Annotated in this window: 20 protein-coding genes; 11 read left to right on the forward strand and 9 right to left on the reverse strand. The window is 38.4% G+C overall.

The annotated features are described in order from the left end of the window. Positions 1-2: 2 nt before the first annotated feature. Positions 3-515: a cation:proton antiporter regulatory subunit gene (locus tag H1D32_RS03740; RefSeq protein WP_261176810.1), complete on the reverse strand. Its 513-nt coding sequence runs from the start codon at positions 513-515 to the stop codon at positions 3-5. 461 nt (positions 516-976) lie between these two features. Between H1D32_RS03740 and H1D32_RS03745 the strand changes: the two genes are divergently transcribed. Next, positions 977-1,435: a hypothetical protein gene (locus tag H1D32_RS03745; protein WP_261176811.1), complete on the forward strand. Its 459-nt coding sequence runs from the start codon at positions 977-979 to the stop codon at positions 1,433-1,435. A 77-nt stretch (positions 1,436-1,512) separates the two neighbouring features. Here H1D32_RS03745 and H1D32_RS03750 read toward each other — a convergent pair whose 3' ends face one another. After that, positions 1,513-2,415, reverse strand: coding sequence for a TIGR01777 family oxidoreductase (locus H1D32_RS03750; protein ID WP_261176812.1), 903 nt, complete (start codon positions 2,413-2,415; stop codon positions 1,513-1,515). A gap of 93 nt (positions 2,416-2,508) precedes the next feature. On the opposite strand from H1D32_RS03750, the gene recX reads away from it, so the two are divergent. From recX to H1D32_RS03765, 3 genes are all read left to right on the forward strand, one after another. Continuing rightward, complete coding sequence (gene recX, locus H1D32_RS03755; RefSeq protein WP_261176813.1) at positions 2,509-3,321, forward strand: recombination regulator RecX; 813 nt, start codon at positions 2,509-2,511, stop codon at positions 3,319-3,321. A gap of 70 nt (positions 3,322-3,391) precedes the next feature. Further along, positions 3,392-5,074, forward strand: a complete 1,683-nt coding sequence (locus tag H1D32_RS03760) for an L-lactate permease (protein ID WP_261176814.1) — start codon at positions 3,392-3,394, stop codon at positions 5,072-5,074. Positions 5,075-5,174: 100 nt separating this feature from the next. Then, on the forward strand, positions 5,175-5,498 hold the full coding sequence (locus H1D32_RS03765; RefSeq protein ID WP_261176815.1) for a YfhH family protein: 324 nt from the start codon (positions 5,175-5,177) through the stop codon (positions 5,496-5,498). A gap of 61 nt (positions 5,499-5,559) precedes the next feature. Here the strand turns inward: H1D32_RS03765 and H1D32_RS03770 are convergent, their stop codons facing one another. Together H1D32_RS03770 and sspK are read right to left on the reverse strand one after the other, a co-directional pair. Further along, positions 5,560-5,715 carry a YpzG family protein gene (locus H1D32_RS03770; RefSeq protein WP_396126132.1) on the reverse strand — a complete coding sequence of 52 codons (156 nt, stop codon included), beginning with the start codon at positions 5,713-5,715 and terminating at the stop codon, positions 5,560-5,562. Positions 5,716-5,765: 50 nt separating this feature from the next. Continuing rightward, positions 5,766-5,915 carry a small, acid-soluble spore protein K gene (gene sspK, locus H1D32_RS03775; protein ID WP_261176816.1) on the reverse strand — a complete coding sequence of 50 codons (150 nt, stop codon included), beginning with the start codon at positions 5,913-5,915 and terminating at the stop codon, positions 5,766-5,768. Positions 5,916-6,012: 97 nt separating this feature from the next. Between sspK and H1D32_RS03780 the strand changes: the two genes are divergently transcribed. After that, positions 6,013-6,261, forward strand: coding sequence for a YfhJ family protein (locus tag H1D32_RS03780; protein WP_261176817.1), 249 nt, complete (start codon positions 6,013-6,015; stop codon positions 6,259-6,261). 91 nt (positions 6,262-6,352) lie between these two features. On the opposite strand, the gene H1D32_RS03785 is transcribed toward H1D32_RS03780, so the two are convergent. Continuing rightward, entirely contained in the window at positions 6,353-7,333 is a 981-nt protein-coding gene (locus H1D32_RS03785; RefSeq protein ID WP_261176818.1) for a metal-dependent hydrolase, read from the reverse strand. Between the two features lie 113 nt (positions 7,334-7,446). Here H1D32_RS03785 and H1D32_RS03790 point away from each other — a divergent pair, with 113 nt between their 5' ends. The 6 genes from H1D32_RS03790 (at position 7,447) to H1D32_RS03815 (ending at position 12,562) form a co-directional block, all read left to right on the forward strand. Next, positions 7,447-7,767, forward strand: a complete 321-nt coding sequence (locus H1D32_RS03790; protein WP_261176819.1) for a hypothetical protein — start codon at positions 7,447-7,449, stop codon at positions 7,765-7,767. Between the two features lie 11 nt (positions 7,768-7,778). Further along, the gene (gene mutY / locus H1D32_RS03795; RefSeq protein ID WP_261176820.1) at positions 7,779-8,858 is read left to right on the forward strand and encodes an A/G-specific adenine glycosylase; all 1,080 of its coding nucleotides are present in this window, start codon (positions 7,779-7,781) and stop codon (positions 8,856-8,858) included. A gap of 22 nt (positions 8,859-8,880) precedes the next feature. Beyond that, a complete protein-coding gene (locus H1D32_RS03800; protein WP_261176821.1) occupies positions 8,881-9,639 on the forward strand; it encodes an SDR family NAD(P)-dependent oxidoreductase in 759 nt (252 codons plus the stop codon). Between the two features lie 145 nt (positions 9,640-9,784). Continuing rightward, positions 9,785-11,425, forward strand: a complete 1,641-nt coding sequence (locus H1D32_RS03805; protein WP_261176822.1) for a gamma-glutamyltransferase family protein — start codon at positions 9,785-9,787, stop codon at positions 11,423-11,425. Positions 11,426-11,474: 49 nt separating this feature from the next. Then, positions 11,475-12,032 carry a chromate transporter gene (locus H1D32_RS03810; RefSeq protein WP_261176823.1) on the forward strand — a complete coding sequence of 186 codons (558 nt, stop codon included), beginning with the start codon at positions 11,475-11,477 and terminating at the stop codon, positions 12,030-12,032. Then, the gene (locus H1D32_RS03815; RefSeq protein ID WP_261176925.1) at positions 12,032-12,562 is read left to right on the forward strand and encodes a chromate transporter; all 531 of its coding nucleotides are present in this window, start codon (positions 12,032-12,034) and stop codon (positions 12,560-12,562) included. Before H1D32_RS03810 ends, H1D32_RS03815 begins: the two co-directional genes overlap by 1 nt. Positions 12,563-12,772: 210 nt before the next feature. Here the strand turns inward: H1D32_RS03815 and H1D32_RS03820 are convergent, their stop codons facing one another. The 4 genes from H1D32_RS03820 to H1D32_RS03835 form a co-directional block, all read right to left on the reverse strand. Continuing rightward, a complete protein-coding gene (locus tag H1D32_RS03820) occupies positions 12,773-13,711 on the reverse strand; it encodes a DoxX family membrane protein (RefSeq protein WP_261176824.1) in 939 nt (312 codons plus the stop codon). A gap of 113 nt (positions 13,712-13,824) precedes the next feature. After that, positions 13,825-14,790: an NADPH:quinone reductase gene (locus tag H1D32_RS03825; RefSeq protein ID WP_261176825.1), complete on the reverse strand. Its 966-nt coding sequence runs from the start codon at positions 14,788-14,790 to the stop codon at positions 13,825-13,827. 75 nt (positions 14,791-14,865) lie between these two features. Then, complete coding sequence (locus tag H1D32_RS03830) at positions 14,866-15,084, reverse strand: hypothetical protein (protein ID WP_261176826.1); 219 nt, start codon at positions 15,082-15,084, stop codon at positions 14,866-14,868. 41 nt (positions 15,085-15,125) lie between these two features. Then, a complete protein-coding gene (locus H1D32_RS03835) occupies positions 15,126-15,392 on the reverse strand; it encodes a hypothetical protein (RefSeq protein ID WP_261176827.1) in 267 nt (88 codons plus the stop codon). Between the last annotated feature and the right edge of the window lie 89 nt (positions 15,393-15,481).

Raw genomic sequence — 15,481 nt, forward strand, 5'->3', positions numbered from 1 at the left:
AATCACACTCCTCGGTTGCTTGAATCGACGTATTGCGTTTTTATCCAATCTTCAAACGACGAAATATTTTCCCTACTTCCAGCCACCATTAGCACATCTTCTGTTTTTAGAACTTCGTCAGCAGAAGGACTTACAATGACATTTTCCCCTCTTGTTATCGCAACTACCATAGCACCAGTTTTCGCTCTGATATCGGATTCCACCAAAGTCTTACCAACTAAAGCACTACTTGCAGTTAAAGTGTACCACTCTAACACCATTGCACCTTTGACCATTTTCATTTGGTCAGTATCCCCAGGCTGATAACTTGCACCTAATAATTGTGCACCTAACTCCCGCGTGTCTTGTGCAGACAACTCAATTGCATAATCTGCTTCGTCATCATCTACGTCATGTGAAAAATATAAATCTCGCTTACCCGTGTGATGTGTAATTAAAGTAATTTTCTCATTTTTCGATGTCACCATTGTAATCTTCTTTCCTATGGTAGGTAAATCGGTTACTATCGTTTTCATCTGACCTTCTCCTTATTCCGTAATTTAGTTTTCAATTAGTACTTATACTTACAATAGTTTAACTCAACCACTAATTCCTGTATATAAACGAGGCACTCTACTATTTATGATACCAGGCACTTCATAGTTAATCGTTCTAAATGCGCAGCAACATCGCTTATTGATACCTTTTGATCATCTTGTTCCCCTATTAAAACCTTCTGTTGAAATACTTTATGGTTTCATGACATAATCCTCTTTATTTCTAGACTTAATCGGTAATAGCAATCCCAGTAGCGGAGTTTGTTGAGCTAATGGATGCTTTACTTCAAGAAGGAGTAAAGCTTTCTTTCGTTGAATTAAAGAGGAGCATTGTTCAACAAGAAGTTACAATAGGTAGTCATTTGCTTTAAAATTTCATCAGACGATCGTTTACATTTTTAGAATAATGTGAGGTAGTTTTTTGCATGGGAGGGAAGTTGTTGAAGAAGAATTTAAGAGTTATCCTATTAATATTGGTTATATCTATTATAGGTATTTGGCTTCTGTACAAAATACCATTTGAAAGTGATATTAACCAAACAATAACTGCAAAAGTATATAAAGATGGAGTTGTAGTTCAAGAAACTTCGGTTATTATCAAAGGGGCAAGAAGTAATTTTCTACTTGCTGATGAGCAGTATTACAATGGACAATTTATTATAGAATATTACGAAAGAACGGGTCGTGAAGGAATGAAGGCAAATATTACTTGGAACAAAGAATTTGAAAAACAAAGAGTATTGTACTATCAAAATGCTACCTTCCCTACATTGGAGATTAATCATAAACTTCTTATCGATAAAGAAATGAAGGAGTTTGCTATAGGCATGCAAGATGGGACAATCATTGCGACTTCAGATGAAATACTTCATGATTATCTGGAAAAATTAATCCATTAAACAATGGCTTATTTATTCTCAAAATAGATTTAAAGAGGCTTAGAGAAATATTCACTCCAAGCCTTTTTTACGTTCTATTATATTTCTAGATGATCTAATGTCTCTTTTAAAGTAGGGTAAGTGAAGCGGAAGCCATGTTGAATCGCCTTTTTAGGATAGACATTTTGTCCTTCAAGTACGAGCAAGCTCATTTCCCCTAATAGTAGCTTAAGAGCAAAGCTTGGCGTAGGTAACCAATGTGGTTTACCTATCCTTTGTCCTAATGATTTTCCGAAATCCTTCATTTTCATTGGATGGGGCGCAGTAATATTCAGTGGGCCAGATATATCTTTATTGTTGATTGCAAAGCGAATTAAATTAACAGCATCATCAATATGAATCCATGAGAGCCATTGTTGTCCACTTCCAATAGTCCCGCCGGCCAATAATTTGTATGGGAGAACCATCTTTTGTAAAGCACCACCATCACTTGCTAAGATAACGCCAAAGCGCAGCATTACAGTCCTAACCCCTATAGAAGAAGCTTTTTCAGCTTCTTGCTCCCACTTTTCAACGACTGATGCTAAGAAATCAGTCCCTGCCTCCTGATGATCTTCTGTAAAACTCTCAGTTAAAGATGTACCATAGAAGCCTACAGCCGACGCATTAAGAAAAACAGAAGGTTTCTTTGTTAATCTTTTCATTAAAGCAAGGCAGTTTTCCGTAGCTTCAATTCGACTGTTTAAAATTCGCTCTTTTTGTTCGTTTGTCCAGCGACTATTAATGGTTTCACCAGCTAGATTTATGACGACATCAATATTTTCAAGGTGATGCTCTGGCTGATCACCAGCATTTAGCCAGCTGATATAGGTGACATTAGCTGTTTTATTCTTATTTTTCGTGTTTCTTGTTAAAATGAAAACATGATGGTCTTCCTTAACAAGGCTTTCGACTAACTTGGAACCAATTAATCCCGTTCCACCACATATCACGATATTCATGGAGCACCTCCAGTTATTAGATCCTTATATAAATCATTATGCAGAAAGACACTGGAAAAAGCCACTAACCTACACTTAGAAAGGAAGTGAATTATGCCTACGATCTCAAAGATTACGGTTCAAAAGAAAAATAAAGAGCGCTACAACATTTTCCTTGATGAGGAGTATGCCTTTAGTGTTGATGAAGCAATTTTAGTTACATATCATTTAAGAAAAGGGTTAGAAGTTACGAAAGAATTTCTAACAGAAATCATATCTGAAGATCATATTCGTAAAGGTTATCAATCCGCGATAAACTACTTATCATATCGAATTCGCTCTGTGAAAGAGGTTAAAGATTATTTATCGAAAAAGGAGTTAGAACCCGAGGTTATAACGAGGATCGTTGAGAAATTAACGAAAGAAAACTATTTAGACGACCAGGAGTTTGCGCGTGCTTACGTGCAATCAAGACTAAACCTTACTTTAAAGGGCCCAGAGCTAGTAAGACGTGAGCTAGTGGAAAAGGGAATTTCCGAAGCGGATATGATGTTAGGTATGCAATTGTATACGTATGATTTGCAGTTAGAAAAGGCAGTTCTATTTTTGCAAAAAAAGTACCCAGCGAAGTTAAGGATTTCTCGGAACGAACAAGATCGAAAACTGTATATGCTCTTGATCTCAAAGGGGTTTTCTCAGGAAGTGATCCAACAAGCCTTCAAGATTGTTCATGAAGAAGTAGAGGCTGACAACGATGAAGAGTGGGAAGCGCTACTATATCAAGGTGAAAAAGCTTATAAAAAATTTCACAAAGAGAGCGGCTGGGAACAAAAACAGAAAGTTAAACAATACTTATACCGAAAGGGCTTTTCGGTCGATTCGATTGACAAGTTTATTGAGTATTATGAAGAGGAAAGGGAAAAATGAGGGATAGTAATCTATTCCTCTAGTACAAGTATCATTTAAGACATTGTGATGTAAAGGAAGGAAACATTAAATGCTCACATCTTTAGTTGCGTTAACCCCCATTATCGCTGTATTACTTTTTTTAGTTGTTCTCAGAATGCCTGCTGTGAAGGCAATGCCAATTAGCCTTTTAGCAACGGCGCTGCTAGCTATTTTGTATTGGAAAGTACCCTTCGTCCAAGTCTTGGCGGCATCACTTGAAGGGATTGTCATCGGGGTATCTATACTATACATTGTTTTTGGGGCGATCCTACTCTTGAATACCTTAAAGCTAAGTGGAGCGATCGATACAATTCGTAACAGTTTTCTAGGGATTACTCCGGATCGGCGTGTTCAATTAATCATTATTGCTTGGCTATTTGGTGCTTTTATCGAAGGGGCGGCCGGATTTGGAACCCCAGCAGCGATTGCTGCACCACTCTTAGTTGCCTTAGGTTTTCCACCCTTAGCAGCAGTGGTCCTAGCCTTAATAGCGGATAGCAGTCCAGTTTCATTTGGGGCTGTAGGTACTCCAATCATTGTTGGGGTTAATCAGGGCCTGCAGGAAGGCTCGGTTATTGCGCCAGTTGTCCAGTCATACTTAGGCGATTTGGCGATGCTTGATTACATGAATGTTTTAGCGGCTCAAGTCATGACTGTTGATGTATTTGTGGGAACGTTTCTGCCACTGATCTTAGTACTGTTGTTAACGAAGTTTTTTGGAGAGCGTCGATCGTTTAGAGAAGGGCTTAAAGTTTGGAAATTTGCGATCTTTGCTGGTCTAGCATTTACTCTTCCAGCGTTACTTGTTGCTACATTTTTAGGGCCTGAATTTCCGTCAATTTTTGGTGGCTTAATTGGACTTATTCTGGTGGTTCCTGCTGCCAAAAAAGGTTTTCTATTACCTGATGAAAGCTGGGATTTTCCGAAAAAAGCTGATTGGCTACAAAGTTGGATGGGCCAAGAGTTTGCAAGCGAGGCAGGATACATTAAAGAAAAGGGTATGAAGAAAGAGCTTCCCCTTATTGTTGCATGGGTTCCTTATTTATTAGTAGGTATGTTCCTTGTCCTAACAAGACTTGAAGTGTTGCCATTTAAGCAATGGCTATTAAGTTTTACCATAGCATGGAATAACATTCTTGGAACGGATATTGGAACTTCATTGCAACCACTCTATCTTCCGGGGACAGTATTTGTCCTTGTCGTATTAATTACGTTTTTTGTCCATAAAATGCAAAGTTCACAATTGGCAAAATCCTTCAAAATGTCAGCTGAAGCAATCGTTGGTAGTGCAATTGCCTTATTTACAGCTGTTCCAATGGTGAGGATTTTTATCAACTCCGGATTAAATGATGCTAACCTGCAGAGTATGCCAATTGAGTTAGCCAATACTGCTTCTTCTTTAATGGGCGGGACATGGCCGTTAGTTGCTCCGCTAATTGGGGCCCTTGGATCATTTATTTCTGGTAGCGCGACGTTTAGTAATATGATGTTTTCATTGTTTCAATTTAGTGTCGCAGATCAAATTGGAGTTGACCCAACCATTGTATTAAGTATGCAAGTACTTGGAGCAAATGCAGGAAATATGATTTGTGTACTAAACGTAGTTGCTGCAGCTTCAGTTGTTGGCTTGTTAGGGAAAGAAGGAGTAATCATAAGAATGACACTTGGACCGATGTTGTATTATTCGCTTTTTTCAGGATTAATTGGTCTAATCTATGCTTATATTTTCTAAACCAAAATTGCGCACAGAACTGTGCGTTTTTTCGTTTTATTCAGCATAGAACGGTTAAATTAGATATAATAGATTAAATTGAATAAATGGAGGAGCAACTATGGAAAAACGTTATAGTCAATTTTCAGAGCACGAACTTCGGCAGGAAATTACGCACTTAAATGATAAAGCAAAGAAAGCTGAGCAAATGGGGATGGTTAACGAACTTGCTGTCTATGAACGAAAGATTGTCATGGCAAAATCGTATCTATTAAATCCAGACGACTTTCAGCCAGGAGAGTCATATGAACTTAATGATGGCGAAGGGACTATTTTCAAGATTTCTTATATGAATGGAATTTTTGCCTGGGGCCATCGTCAGGGCAATGAAAATAGGGAAGAAGAAGCATTTCCGATTGCTTTATTAGTAAATAAAATGAACTAAAAAAAGCTGCCCAAATGGACAACCTAAGAAGGTTACCGTTAGGCAGCATCTAACTTGTACCCTACGCTCTTTTGCGTGTTTGAACTTGAAGAACGTAGTTGTGAAGGCTAAGTTCAGTCTCACCATTTACTTGCGCATACGCATGTTTTGGATTTGCACGTGGAGATTGGAACGGATCTTGATAATTAGCACGGTGGTCTCTAGTGAATTTTTTCAAGATAAGCACCTCCTAGTTTTATCCAAACAAAAACTGGTTTCTTACTTAAATTATTTTCGCTTTTGATTAGAGTTCATCATTCGTTCCTGAGGATGATCACTAATTGTGCCATTAGCACGCTTAGAAGAATATTCTGCTTTTGCGCGTGGCTCGCCGTCGAAAGACATTCTGTTAGGAAACCCTTTTTCTTTGTTACGCATCGGTGAAAACCTCCTTATTAACGGTACAGATTTAGTATGAGTTTTAAATGGAGATTTATAAGAAGAAATAAATGTAATCAAAAGGAGAGCTAAATTTATGGAAGAAATATTTGAGCGTCTTACAAAAGTTTCGATGGAAAAAAATAACGAGCTAAATTATGATTTAGCTCGCAGTTGGATTGAAGCACTTTGGGAAGACTTTGAAGCTACAAGGGCAAAAGCAGGTAGAGATTACGAAGGACAAAAGGTAACAGAGATGTTCGTCACTCAGTTTATTCAAAATTATGGCGAAAGACTTCATGAATTCGCCTCAAGAAATGAAAAGTTTAAGCACTTACTTAAATAGTTTTGAGGTAGGAGTTTTGAGTTAAGAGTTGTGAATGAACCCCTTCGTAGCTTTACTCAATAACTCAAAACTCAACACTCAAAACTACAAATTATTCCGTTGCAAACTGAAGTTTCTTCCTTAGTGTTTCTTCACTGTAAATCCAGCCAGTGTATGAACTGAGGATATTTAAGTTATCATCTAGCTTAACGATTGCGACAAAGGGGTAATGCCCTTTACTGCGATAGCGAAGATCAACAAATCGAACCTCATGATGATCCTCCTCATACACAACTTCCCAACGATAAGATGGAGAAAAGGACAAAAATGCTGCTAAGTTATCATCCTTTAGTGCGGCATTAATGATTGGATCATTAGGGATTGGTTCAAAAGGATAGCTTTCAAAGTAATTCAAATGATCATCAATTGCCTGTGCAACATACATCATTTTCGGCGTTCGGATCACCACATGCCACCTTTTCCAATTGTACGATGGTGAGATAAAGACGTGTGATGCATCTGGATGTTCTTGTTTTGCTTTCTTATAGATTTGATTTCGAGCGTAAAAGCGCCACAAATAATAAAAGATCAGGATGCCATATAATCCTAAAAACGTATACCCTTGATGAGTACCTATTTGCCAAAGGATGATTGCAGCAATATGACTAAGGAAGATGAATGGATCCAGGATATAAATGACTCCTAAAGCAATCCATTTCTTTTTGATTGGATAGAGAGCTTGGGTTCCATAGGCATTAAAGATATCTACAAACACATGTAAAAATACAGCTAGAAATGTCCAGAGCCATAGATGCAAGATATTTACCCCAGGAAAAAATAGGACTAATGCAGTTGTAATAAGAATTGGCCAAAGAAGGACTGCGGGTATTGAATGAGTAATTCCACGATGATTTCGAATATATTTTGCATTATTCTTTAGTTTTAGTATTGTATCAAAATCGGGTGCTTGGGAGCCAATAAGGGCACCTAACATGACTGTTTGTGCCAGTAGTGGGTCATTTGCTACGACAGGGTCTAACGTTGCAATGGAACCTATCGCGATTCCCATAACAACGTGTGTACCAGTATCCAAAAGTATCAGCACCTCCATAACTATATTTTCGAAAGGAGTTTCATCCTTTCGCTTTTCTATTATATATATTAGTTTTACCCGAAATTATATAGATTAAAAAGGAGTTTTGCAATATGAATACATCTTCGTTGCAAATTTTTATCGAATATAAAGTAAAAGAGGCTAAAGTGGAAAAGTACGAAGAAATAATGAAGGAGATTCTCAATAAACTGCCAGAATTTAGTGCGGAAAGAATTGAATGGTTTGTCGCAGCGGATCAAGCATTTCTTTATGTAGAGATGTTTCAAGTGCCAACGTTAGCACACTATCATGCACTAAAAAAGTTACGAAAATCCTCAGACCACCCTATTTTTAGTCAATTAGAAGCTTATATTGAAGGTGGTTTAGAAAAACTAAACTGTTGGGCATTTAAAACACAACCGGTTGAAGATTAAAGGAGAATTCCATGCAACTAGAACAACAAGCATCAGTGAGACAATTCCAAGAAGATTTACTAACATGGTTTAAAGGAAATCAACGTGATTTGCCTTGGCGACTAGATCAAGACCCTTACAAGGTATGGGTTTCAGAAATTATGCTACAACAAACAAGGGTAGAAACAGTGATTCCCTTTTTTAACCGCTTTTTAGATAAATTCCCGACAATAGAAGCACTCGCTACAGCAGAAGAGGGTGAGGTTCTAAAGGCGTGGGAGGGATTAGGGTATTATTCCCGTGCAAGAAATCTCCAAGCAGCGGTTAGAGAAGTACATGAACAATATAATGGTGTTGTGCCTGACTCAAAGACGGAAATTTCCAAGCTCAAGGGTGTTGGGCCATATACTTCAGGTGCTATATTAAGTATTGCTTATGGAAAACCAGAACCTGCTGTTGATGGAAATGTTATGAGAGTTATTTCTAGAATTTTTGCGAGTTATGACGATATTAGCAAACAGAAGACAAGAGTAAAATTTGAAGGGATTATTTCAACATTAATTAGTGTTGATGATCCATCTTCGTTTAATCAAGGCCTCATGGAATTAGGCGCTTTAATTTGTACTCCGACGTCACCTTCATGTTCAATATGCCCGGTTCAAAAGCATTGCCTAGCATTCGAAGAACATATTCAACATGAGTTACCGGTAAAGGCTAAGAAAAAGAAGCCAAAAGAAAAGAAACTTGTTTGTGCTTTTATAAAAAATGTGGCTGGAGAAGTTCTCATTCATCAACGGGCATCACAAGGTTTACTAGCCAACTTGTGGGAATTTCCTAATGTCGAACTTACGAGTGATGCAAAAATGGAAGAACAGCTAGCAGAATTCTTACGTAATGACTTCGACCTTCAAACGACGATCGGTGAGCAAATATATCATGTTGAACATGTATTCTCTCACTTAAAATGGGATGTAACCATCTTTGAAGTGGAGCTATTAAGTCAGGGAATAACAAAAAATGAGCGAGCAGAGTGGGTATCTGCGAAAGAAATTCAATCATATCCGTTTCCAGTATCACATCAGAAAATAATGAAGCATTGCTTACAGTTATAGCTGAAAAGGGGAATAATAAAAAATGGATTTACAATTAAAAGGTAAAGTAGTCTTAGTAACAGGTGGATCAAAAGGAATTGGTAAGGCAATTGCCAAGGCTTTTAAAGAAGAGGGAGCCATAGTTGCAATCGCTGCTAGGTCGAAGGGTGACCTAGAAAAGGCTTTGTTTGACTATAGGTTAGATGCGAGCTACGAAGCAGATTTAACAACGAATGAAGGTCGCGAAGAAGTTTTTAATAGTGTTATCAACGATTTTGGTACGATTGATATTTTAGTTAACAATGTCGGTGGAAGTAACGGATCGACGACAATGGAAACGGAAATGTCTCTATTTGAAGAAGCCATGAACTTAAATTATTTCTCTGCTGTTCATTTTAGCAAGTTAGCAGTGCCAGTGATGCAGGATAACGGTGAAGGGGCGATTATCAATATCTCCTCTGTATTTGGAAGAGAATCAGGTGGAAAGCCAACCTACAATGGTGCAAAAGCCGCGATGATTTCTTTTACAAAGTCTTTAGCAGATGAGGTCAACAAAGACGGAATTAGAGTAAATGGAGTAGCCCCTGGTTCAATTCTTCATCCAACAGGCAATTGGCAACGGCGCCTCGAGGAAAATCCAGAAAAAATCAACGCCTTTGTCGAACAAGAAATTCCAGCAGGACGATTTGGAACCGTTGAAGAAATTGCGAATGTTGTGGTATTTTTAGCATCCGAAAAAGCCTCTTGGGTCGTAGGAGCCACCCTAAATGTAGATGGCGGTCAATCAAGGTCGAACTTCTAGTTAAGAGTGTTGAGTTTTGAGTTATTTCTGGAATTGACTTCGAAGCATTTTAGCATTCAACTCAAAACTCAAAACTCAAAACTTAAAAATATTTCGTTTCTCGAATGAAAATCGGTGAAATAATTCCTTTTTTGCTTTATAATTGATGTACAAACAAAGGGAGGTCGTTAGATTGATACAATTTGATGCTCTACATAATCCATATCCGTCTCAAAGAATGACTACATATGCTCAAAATGGAATGGTGGCTACATCCCAGCCTCTTGCTGCTCAAGCAGGCTTAGATATTTTAAAACAAGGTGGGAATGCCATTGATGCGGCAATTGCCACGGCAGCTTGTTTAACAGTTGTCGAACCAACGTCTAATGGTATTGGCGGTGACGCCTTTGCACTTGTCTGGACAAAGGGAAAATTGCATGGGTTAAATTCAAGTGGTCCATCCCCTCAAACTATTTCAATTGAAAAAGTAAAAGAAAGAGGTTATGAGGAAATCCCTAAATTCGGTTGGATTCCGGTTACAGTCCCTGGTGTACCGGCAGCTTGGGTTGAATTATCGGAAAAGTTTGGTAAACTTCCACTCGCTGAAGTGTTGAAGCCAGCAATTGACTATGCGGAAAAAGGCTATCCATTGTCACCAATCTTAAGCTATTATTGGAACCAAGCCTATCAAGGCTATAAGAGCAATTTACAAGGTGATGAATTTAACCATTGGTTTGAAACGTTTGCTCCAAATGGCGAAGCGCCTAAAGCAGGCGATATTTGGAAGTCAGAAGGCCACGCAAATACTTTGAGATTAATTGCAGAAACAAAAGGTGCAGCTTTTTATCAAGGGGAAATTGCTGATAAAATTGATGAGTTCTCAAAAAAATATAATGGCTTTTTAACAAAAGAGGATTTAGCGGCATTTAAACCAGAGTGGGTAGATCCAATTAACGTCTCTTATCGTGGATATGATGTTTGGGAGATTCCTCCGAATGGTCAAGGTTTAGTTGCGTTGCTTGCACTAAACATCGCTAAAGAATTTGAATTTACTGATCGCGATACGGCAACAACTTTCCACCGTCAAATCGAAGCAATGAAATTAGCTTTCAGCGATGGGTTGAAATATATTACAGAAGCAGACAAGATGAGTGTTGCTACTATTGATTTATTATCAGATGAGTATGCTGCCTCAAGACGCGAACTCATTACGGATAAAGCTTTAATGCCGACTGCTGGCGAACCGCCAAAGGGAGGAACTGTTTACTTAGCAACAGCCGATAATGAAGGCAATATGGTTTCCTTTATCCAAAGTAATTATATGGGCTTTGGCTCTGGACTAGTTGTTCCAGGCACAGGTATTGCTCTACAAAATCGTGGTCATAATTTTACATTAGATGAAACACATGATAACCGTCTTGAACCAGGAAAACGAACGTTGCATACGATTATCCCAGGTTTTTTAACTAAGGGGGATCAACCGGTAGGACCATTTGGTGTGATGGGTGGATTTATGCAGCCACAAGGTCATATGCAAGTTGTGATGAACGCGATTGATTTTAAGCTTAATCCACAAGCTGCTCTTGATGCACCACGCTGGCAATGGATGAAGGATAAAACAGTGTTACTTGAACATACAGTGCCTAATCATATAGCTCAAAGCTTAGCAAGAATGGGCCACAAAATTGAAGTTGCTCATAATTCAGGTGCCTTTGGTCGTGGACAAATTATTTGGCGTGATCCAAACACTGGAGTTCTTGCAGGGGGAACCGAATCAAGAACAGATGGTGCCATTGCTGCTTGGTAATTATAAAGACGATCTTTCACCCTCGAATACAAGGAGAAGAGGAGAAAAAATGAAGCAATATCAGCTTTTTATGGCATTTTTTCGAGTAGGAATGTTGGGTTACGGTGGTGGCCCAGCATCAATTCCTTTAGTTCACAAAGAAGTTGTAGAGAAATATAAGTGGATTGATGGAGATGAATTTGGTGATATTTTAGCGATCGGTAACGCCTTACCTGGACCGATCGCGACAAAAATGGCCGGTTATATCGGCTATCGCGTTGGTGGCTATTTAGGAATGGTAAATGCAATTGTAGCAAGTATCGTTCCAACCATTATTTTAATGATTGTTATTTTAACCTCTCTTTCTTCATTAAGGGAGCAAACATGGGTTCAAGGAATGACAAAAGCGGTAGTCCCAGTTGTAGGTGTAATGATGGCCGTGCTTACGTGGGATTTCTTTGCGAAATCAAAGCAGGGATTAGGTTGGGCTAAAAGTTCTATTTTACTGTTAGTCAGTGTTGTAATCATTGGTTTTTTAGGGTTGCATCCCGCATTTATTATTGGTGCATTGCTGCTGTTTGCATTAACCAGACCATCGAAAAAGAAGCAAGAAGGTGAACAGAGTTGATGATTTTTTGGGAGATTTTCTTGGCGTTCTTTATCCCTGGGATAATTGGGTACGGAGGTGGTCCAGCCTCTATTCCATTAATTGAGTACGAGGTTGTTCACCGTTATGGTTGGCTTACGGTTGCAGAATTTGGCGAGGTTTTAGCTTTAGGTAATGCGATGCCTGGTCCTATTGCAACGAAAATGGCAGGATATATAGGTTATGAACAAGGTGGTATCTTAGGAGCTGTTGTTGGAGTTTTCGCTACGGTTGCCCCTTCTTTAATCTTGATGATTGCGTTATTAAGTTTATTGATGAAATTTAAGGATTCACCAAAAGTTAAGGCAATGACAAGCTTAGTGCGTCCTACAATTGCAGTTTTATTAGGGTTAATGGCGTATCGCTTTTTTGATACCTCATACACGCAATTAGGGCTACTACAAACAGGTGCAATAGTTGCAATTTCCTATGTTCTCTTAGAACGATTAAAGGTTCATCCCGCTTATGTAATCGGTGGAGCGTTGCTCTATGGTGGAATTTTCTTAGGATAAAATAGAAATGTCAGTCTCTTATTTGGAAGACTGACATTTTTTTTTTTGGAAGAGTACGTTTAATGAATGCTCGCTATCACCAAAATGCTTTACCTAGGGATATTTTTCTATCATTCAGCTGGATCCATTTTCAACTTGGCCTAGGTTCGGAATGCTTTTCTATTAATCCCTTCCGAACTTAGCCTCGGTTTAGAATACTTAAAGTGATAACTATGCAAATCGATAATAAATAAGCAAAATGGTAGCTAAGACGAATATAAAGTTTAAAAAGATAAAAACGATTTGATCGATTTTTCGTGTATGCATTTGGACAGGTGGGTTATAAAAACTGGTATTTTCTATAATGAAAATAATCAGTATGATATGAACCATGAAATGCCCAATGACTTCTAGTAAACCAAACAACATCGTCGTTGAAATGAAGATAAGCGTTAAAACCAAAGCTAACAAACGGTTAAGGACGCCGACGACGAGAAGATACCCAACAACAAATTCAATAAAGGCGCTAAGTAGCACAAATGTCGCTGGATCGAAACCGAATGTAGGGACTGCATGATTTAAAATAATGTCAACACTCATTTCTTGATATACCCACTTCTCGACTGCTACCCAGCATAAGGAAAGCCCTGTTCCTAGATACAAAGCTGGCATTCCTAATCGTTCCCATTTCGTTTTTTGTAACAATAACGCAAAAGCAATGGCTAAATAAAAGGCATAATCAATAATGTGAAATAAGCCTATCTGGGATAGGGAATGAAAAAACAATACAAAGATGCCGATTGCCCCGATTTTTGTGGCTAAATGGTGAGGGATTAAAAGCATGACAACTACAAAGATCCCTACTGCTAAAGAAAACCCAGTAAGATGAATTTCAGGCGCCAAGATAGAATCCCAGAATAGTTGGAGAATAATTGCTATTGCAGTTCCGTATTTAAGGATTAAACCTGTATATGGCTCCAATCTAGCCAACTTTCGATCCACGGCTTTTACAAACTTTAACTGCATTAGATAGGGAATAATTTGTGGTAATACAGCAAGAAGTGCAGCAATAGCAATGGTTAGTAAAAAAAAGTCCCAAGTTAAAATACTCTCTATCGGTTCCCTTACTTGCTCGGCTTCTGTAAACCATTTAACGTGTAACCCTCTCATGATATTTCATTCCTTTCATAATTACCCTTCTAGAAAAGAGTATGTCCGAAAAGAGCCTTTTTAATTTAGAAAGGCAGTCACTTGGTGCAAGCGACTGCCTTTCTTTATAATTATTAAAGTGGTGTAATTACGATGCTGCCATTGTATTGACTAGCCTCAACTGCTTCATGTGCTTTAGCCGCTTCAGCAAACGGAAAAGTTTTACCAACGAGCGCCGTAAGTTTTTTTTCTGAGAATAGCCGGCTAATCTCATTTCCAGCTTCAATTTGATGTTGTTTTGGGACTGTAAATAATAATATGCCTAATAAAGATACATTCTTAAAGTTTAGCAAGCGCCATGGAAGTTCTGGTGTATTGTTTTTTGGTGAGCCAACAGCAATGATTCGACCGCCATTGGTAATCATTTGCAAGTCCTGCTCGATGTTATCACTTAAGGAAACATCAAGAATGACGTCAACACCTGCGCCTTTTGTCAGTTCTTTTACTTTCGCAGCGACGTTTTCTTCTTTATAGATAATGACTTCGTCTGCTCCAGCTGCTTTAGCAAGTGCAGCTTTTTCAGCGTTTCCAGCAGTGGCAATAGTATAGGCACCAATTGAGCGTGCTAACTGAATGGCAGCATGACCAACTGCTCCAGCGCCACCGTAGATGAGGACATTGTCCGACTTTTCCAATTTAGCTCTATGAAATAGGGCAAGGTGCGCTGTCATAAATGCCATTGCTAACGCTGCACCTTCAACATCAGACAAATGGTCTGCTAGTGGGAAAACTTGATCTTCATTTGCAGCAACAAATTGTGCTGCAGTTCCTTTTATACCTGAAGCCCACACTCGATCGCCGACCTTCCACTTAGTGACACTAGAACCTATTTCTACGATTGTTCCTCCAAGGTCAAAATGTGGAATTTGCGGGAATGATTCAACAGGACGTATTCCTGAGCGGAAATATGTATCAACTGGATTAATGCCACTCGCTCCAACCTCAATTAAAATTTGATGATCTTGAATAGTTGGTTTATCTAATTCAACAACCTTTAAAACATCAGGACTCCCTTGTTCGTTGTACACAACAGCTTTCATTTAAACGACTCCTCCTCATTTCATCTTATTACACAGTATACTATGTTATCTTAGTGAAAATCTCTAAAGAGATTATTATTTAGTATTAATTTCCTCAACGATTCGTACTGATTCGACTAGGAGATCAATAATTTGTGAAAAATCAGATAGGTGATCTTCATTAATTTTTCTATCAAAATACAACGAAATTTTTGAGAAGTAATCTGGTGCTTCGTTGTTTTTCCAGTCAAAATATAGTTGTAAATGAATACTAGGACGGTTTTCCCATAAAAACTCTAATCTTTGCTTAATCATAGCAGGTGTACTTGATATATTGTTAATTGGTCCTTGTATTATTAGCAGTAATTTACATCCGTGTTGCCCGGTTTTTCTAAGATTTCACCGTATAAATCAGCAGAATCAGCCTCTAACTTTATTGTAGCTGTGCATTGTTTGGCAGTACTTGTTACGCTTTGAAAAGTGATCGAAAAATGACGTGACATCGTGGCTAGATCAACAAAGTCTTCTCTATTTAAGATCGATATTTCTCCGCCTAGATCGAGGTCGTATATTTCGCCTTCAACAACGACTTTTAGATTGTCAAATATGGTAGGGTCAAACATCGGTTAAACTCCTTTATAGGTTTCTTTCTTCATTATAAAAAAGGTTAAGCGGAAAACCTAACCTTTTTTTACATTGCAATTTTATTATG

The sequence above is a fragment of the Anaerobacillus sp. CMMVII genome, from assembly GCF_025377685.1.
Classification (GTDB): Bacteria; Bacillota; Bacilli; order Bacillales; family Anaerobacillaceae; genus Anaerobacillus.

Bases quoted from the DNA above. Each gene is read 5' to 3' on its own strand.
- H1D32_RS03740 (WP_261176810.1), bottom strand. From the start codon at position 515: ATGAAAACGATAGTAACCGATTTACCTACCATAGGAAAGAAGATTACA.
- H1D32_RS03750 (WP_261176812.1), bottom strand. From the start codon at position 2,415: ATGAATATCGTGATATGTGGTGGAACGGGATTAATTGGTTCCAAGTTA.
- recX (WP_261176813.1), top strand. From the start codon at position 2,509: ATGCCTACGATCTCAAAGATTACGGTTCAAAAGAAAAATAAAGAGCGC.
- H1D32_RS03760 (WP_261176814.1), top strand. From the start codon at position 3,392: ATGCTCACATCTTTAGTTGCGTTAACCCCCATTATCGCTGTATTACTT.
- H1D32_RS03765 (WP_261176815.1), top strand. From the start codon at position 5,175: ATGGAAAAACGTTATAGTCAATTTTCAGAGCACGAACTTCGGCAGGAA.
- sspK (WP_261176816.1), bottom strand. From the start codon at position 5,915: ATGCGTAACAAAGAAAAAGGGTTTCCTAACAGAATGTCTTTCGACGGC.
- H1D32_RS03780 (WP_261176817.1), top strand. From the start codon at position 6,013: ATGGAAGAAATATTTGAGCGTCTTACAAAAGTTTCGATGGAAAAAAAT.
- H1D32_RS03790 (WP_261176819.1), top strand. From the start codon at position 7,447: ATGAATACATCTTCGTTGCAAATTTTTATCGAATATAAAGTAAAAGAG.
- mutY (WP_261176820.1), top strand. From the start codon at position 7,779: ATGCAACTAGAACAACAAGCATCAGTGAGACAATTCCAAGAAGATTTA.
- H1D32_RS03800 (WP_261176821.1), top strand. From the start codon at position 8,881: ATGGATTTACAATTAAAAGGTAAAGTAGTCTTAGTAACAGGTGGATCA.
- H1D32_RS03805 (WP_261176822.1), top strand. From the start codon at position 9,785: ATGTACAAACAAAGGGAGGTCGTTAGATTGATACAATTTGATGCTCTA.
- H1D32_RS03810 (WP_261176823.1), top strand. From the start codon at position 11,475: ATGAAGCAATATCAGCTTTTTATGGCATTTTTTCGAGTAGGAATGTTG.
- H1D32_RS03815 (WP_261176925.1), top strand. From the start codon at position 12,032: ATGATTTTTTGGGAGATTTTCTTGGCGTTCTTTATCCCTGGGATAATT.
- H1D32_RS03820 (WP_261176824.1), bottom strand. From the start codon at position 13,711: ATGAGAGGGTTACACGTTAAATGGTTTACAGAAGCCGAGCAAGTAAGG.
- H1D32_RS03825 (WP_261176825.1), bottom strand. From the start codon at position 14,790: ATGAAAGCTGTTGTGTACAACGAACAAGGGAGTCCTGATGTTTTAAAG.
- H1D32_RS03830 (WP_261176826.1), bottom strand. From the start codon at position 15,084: ATGATTAAGCAAAGATTAGAGTTTTTATGGGAAAACCGTCCTAGTATT.
- H1D32_RS03835 (WP_261176827.1), bottom strand. From the start codon at position 15,392: ATGTTTGACCCTACCATATTTGACAATCTAAAAGTCGTTGTTGAAGGC.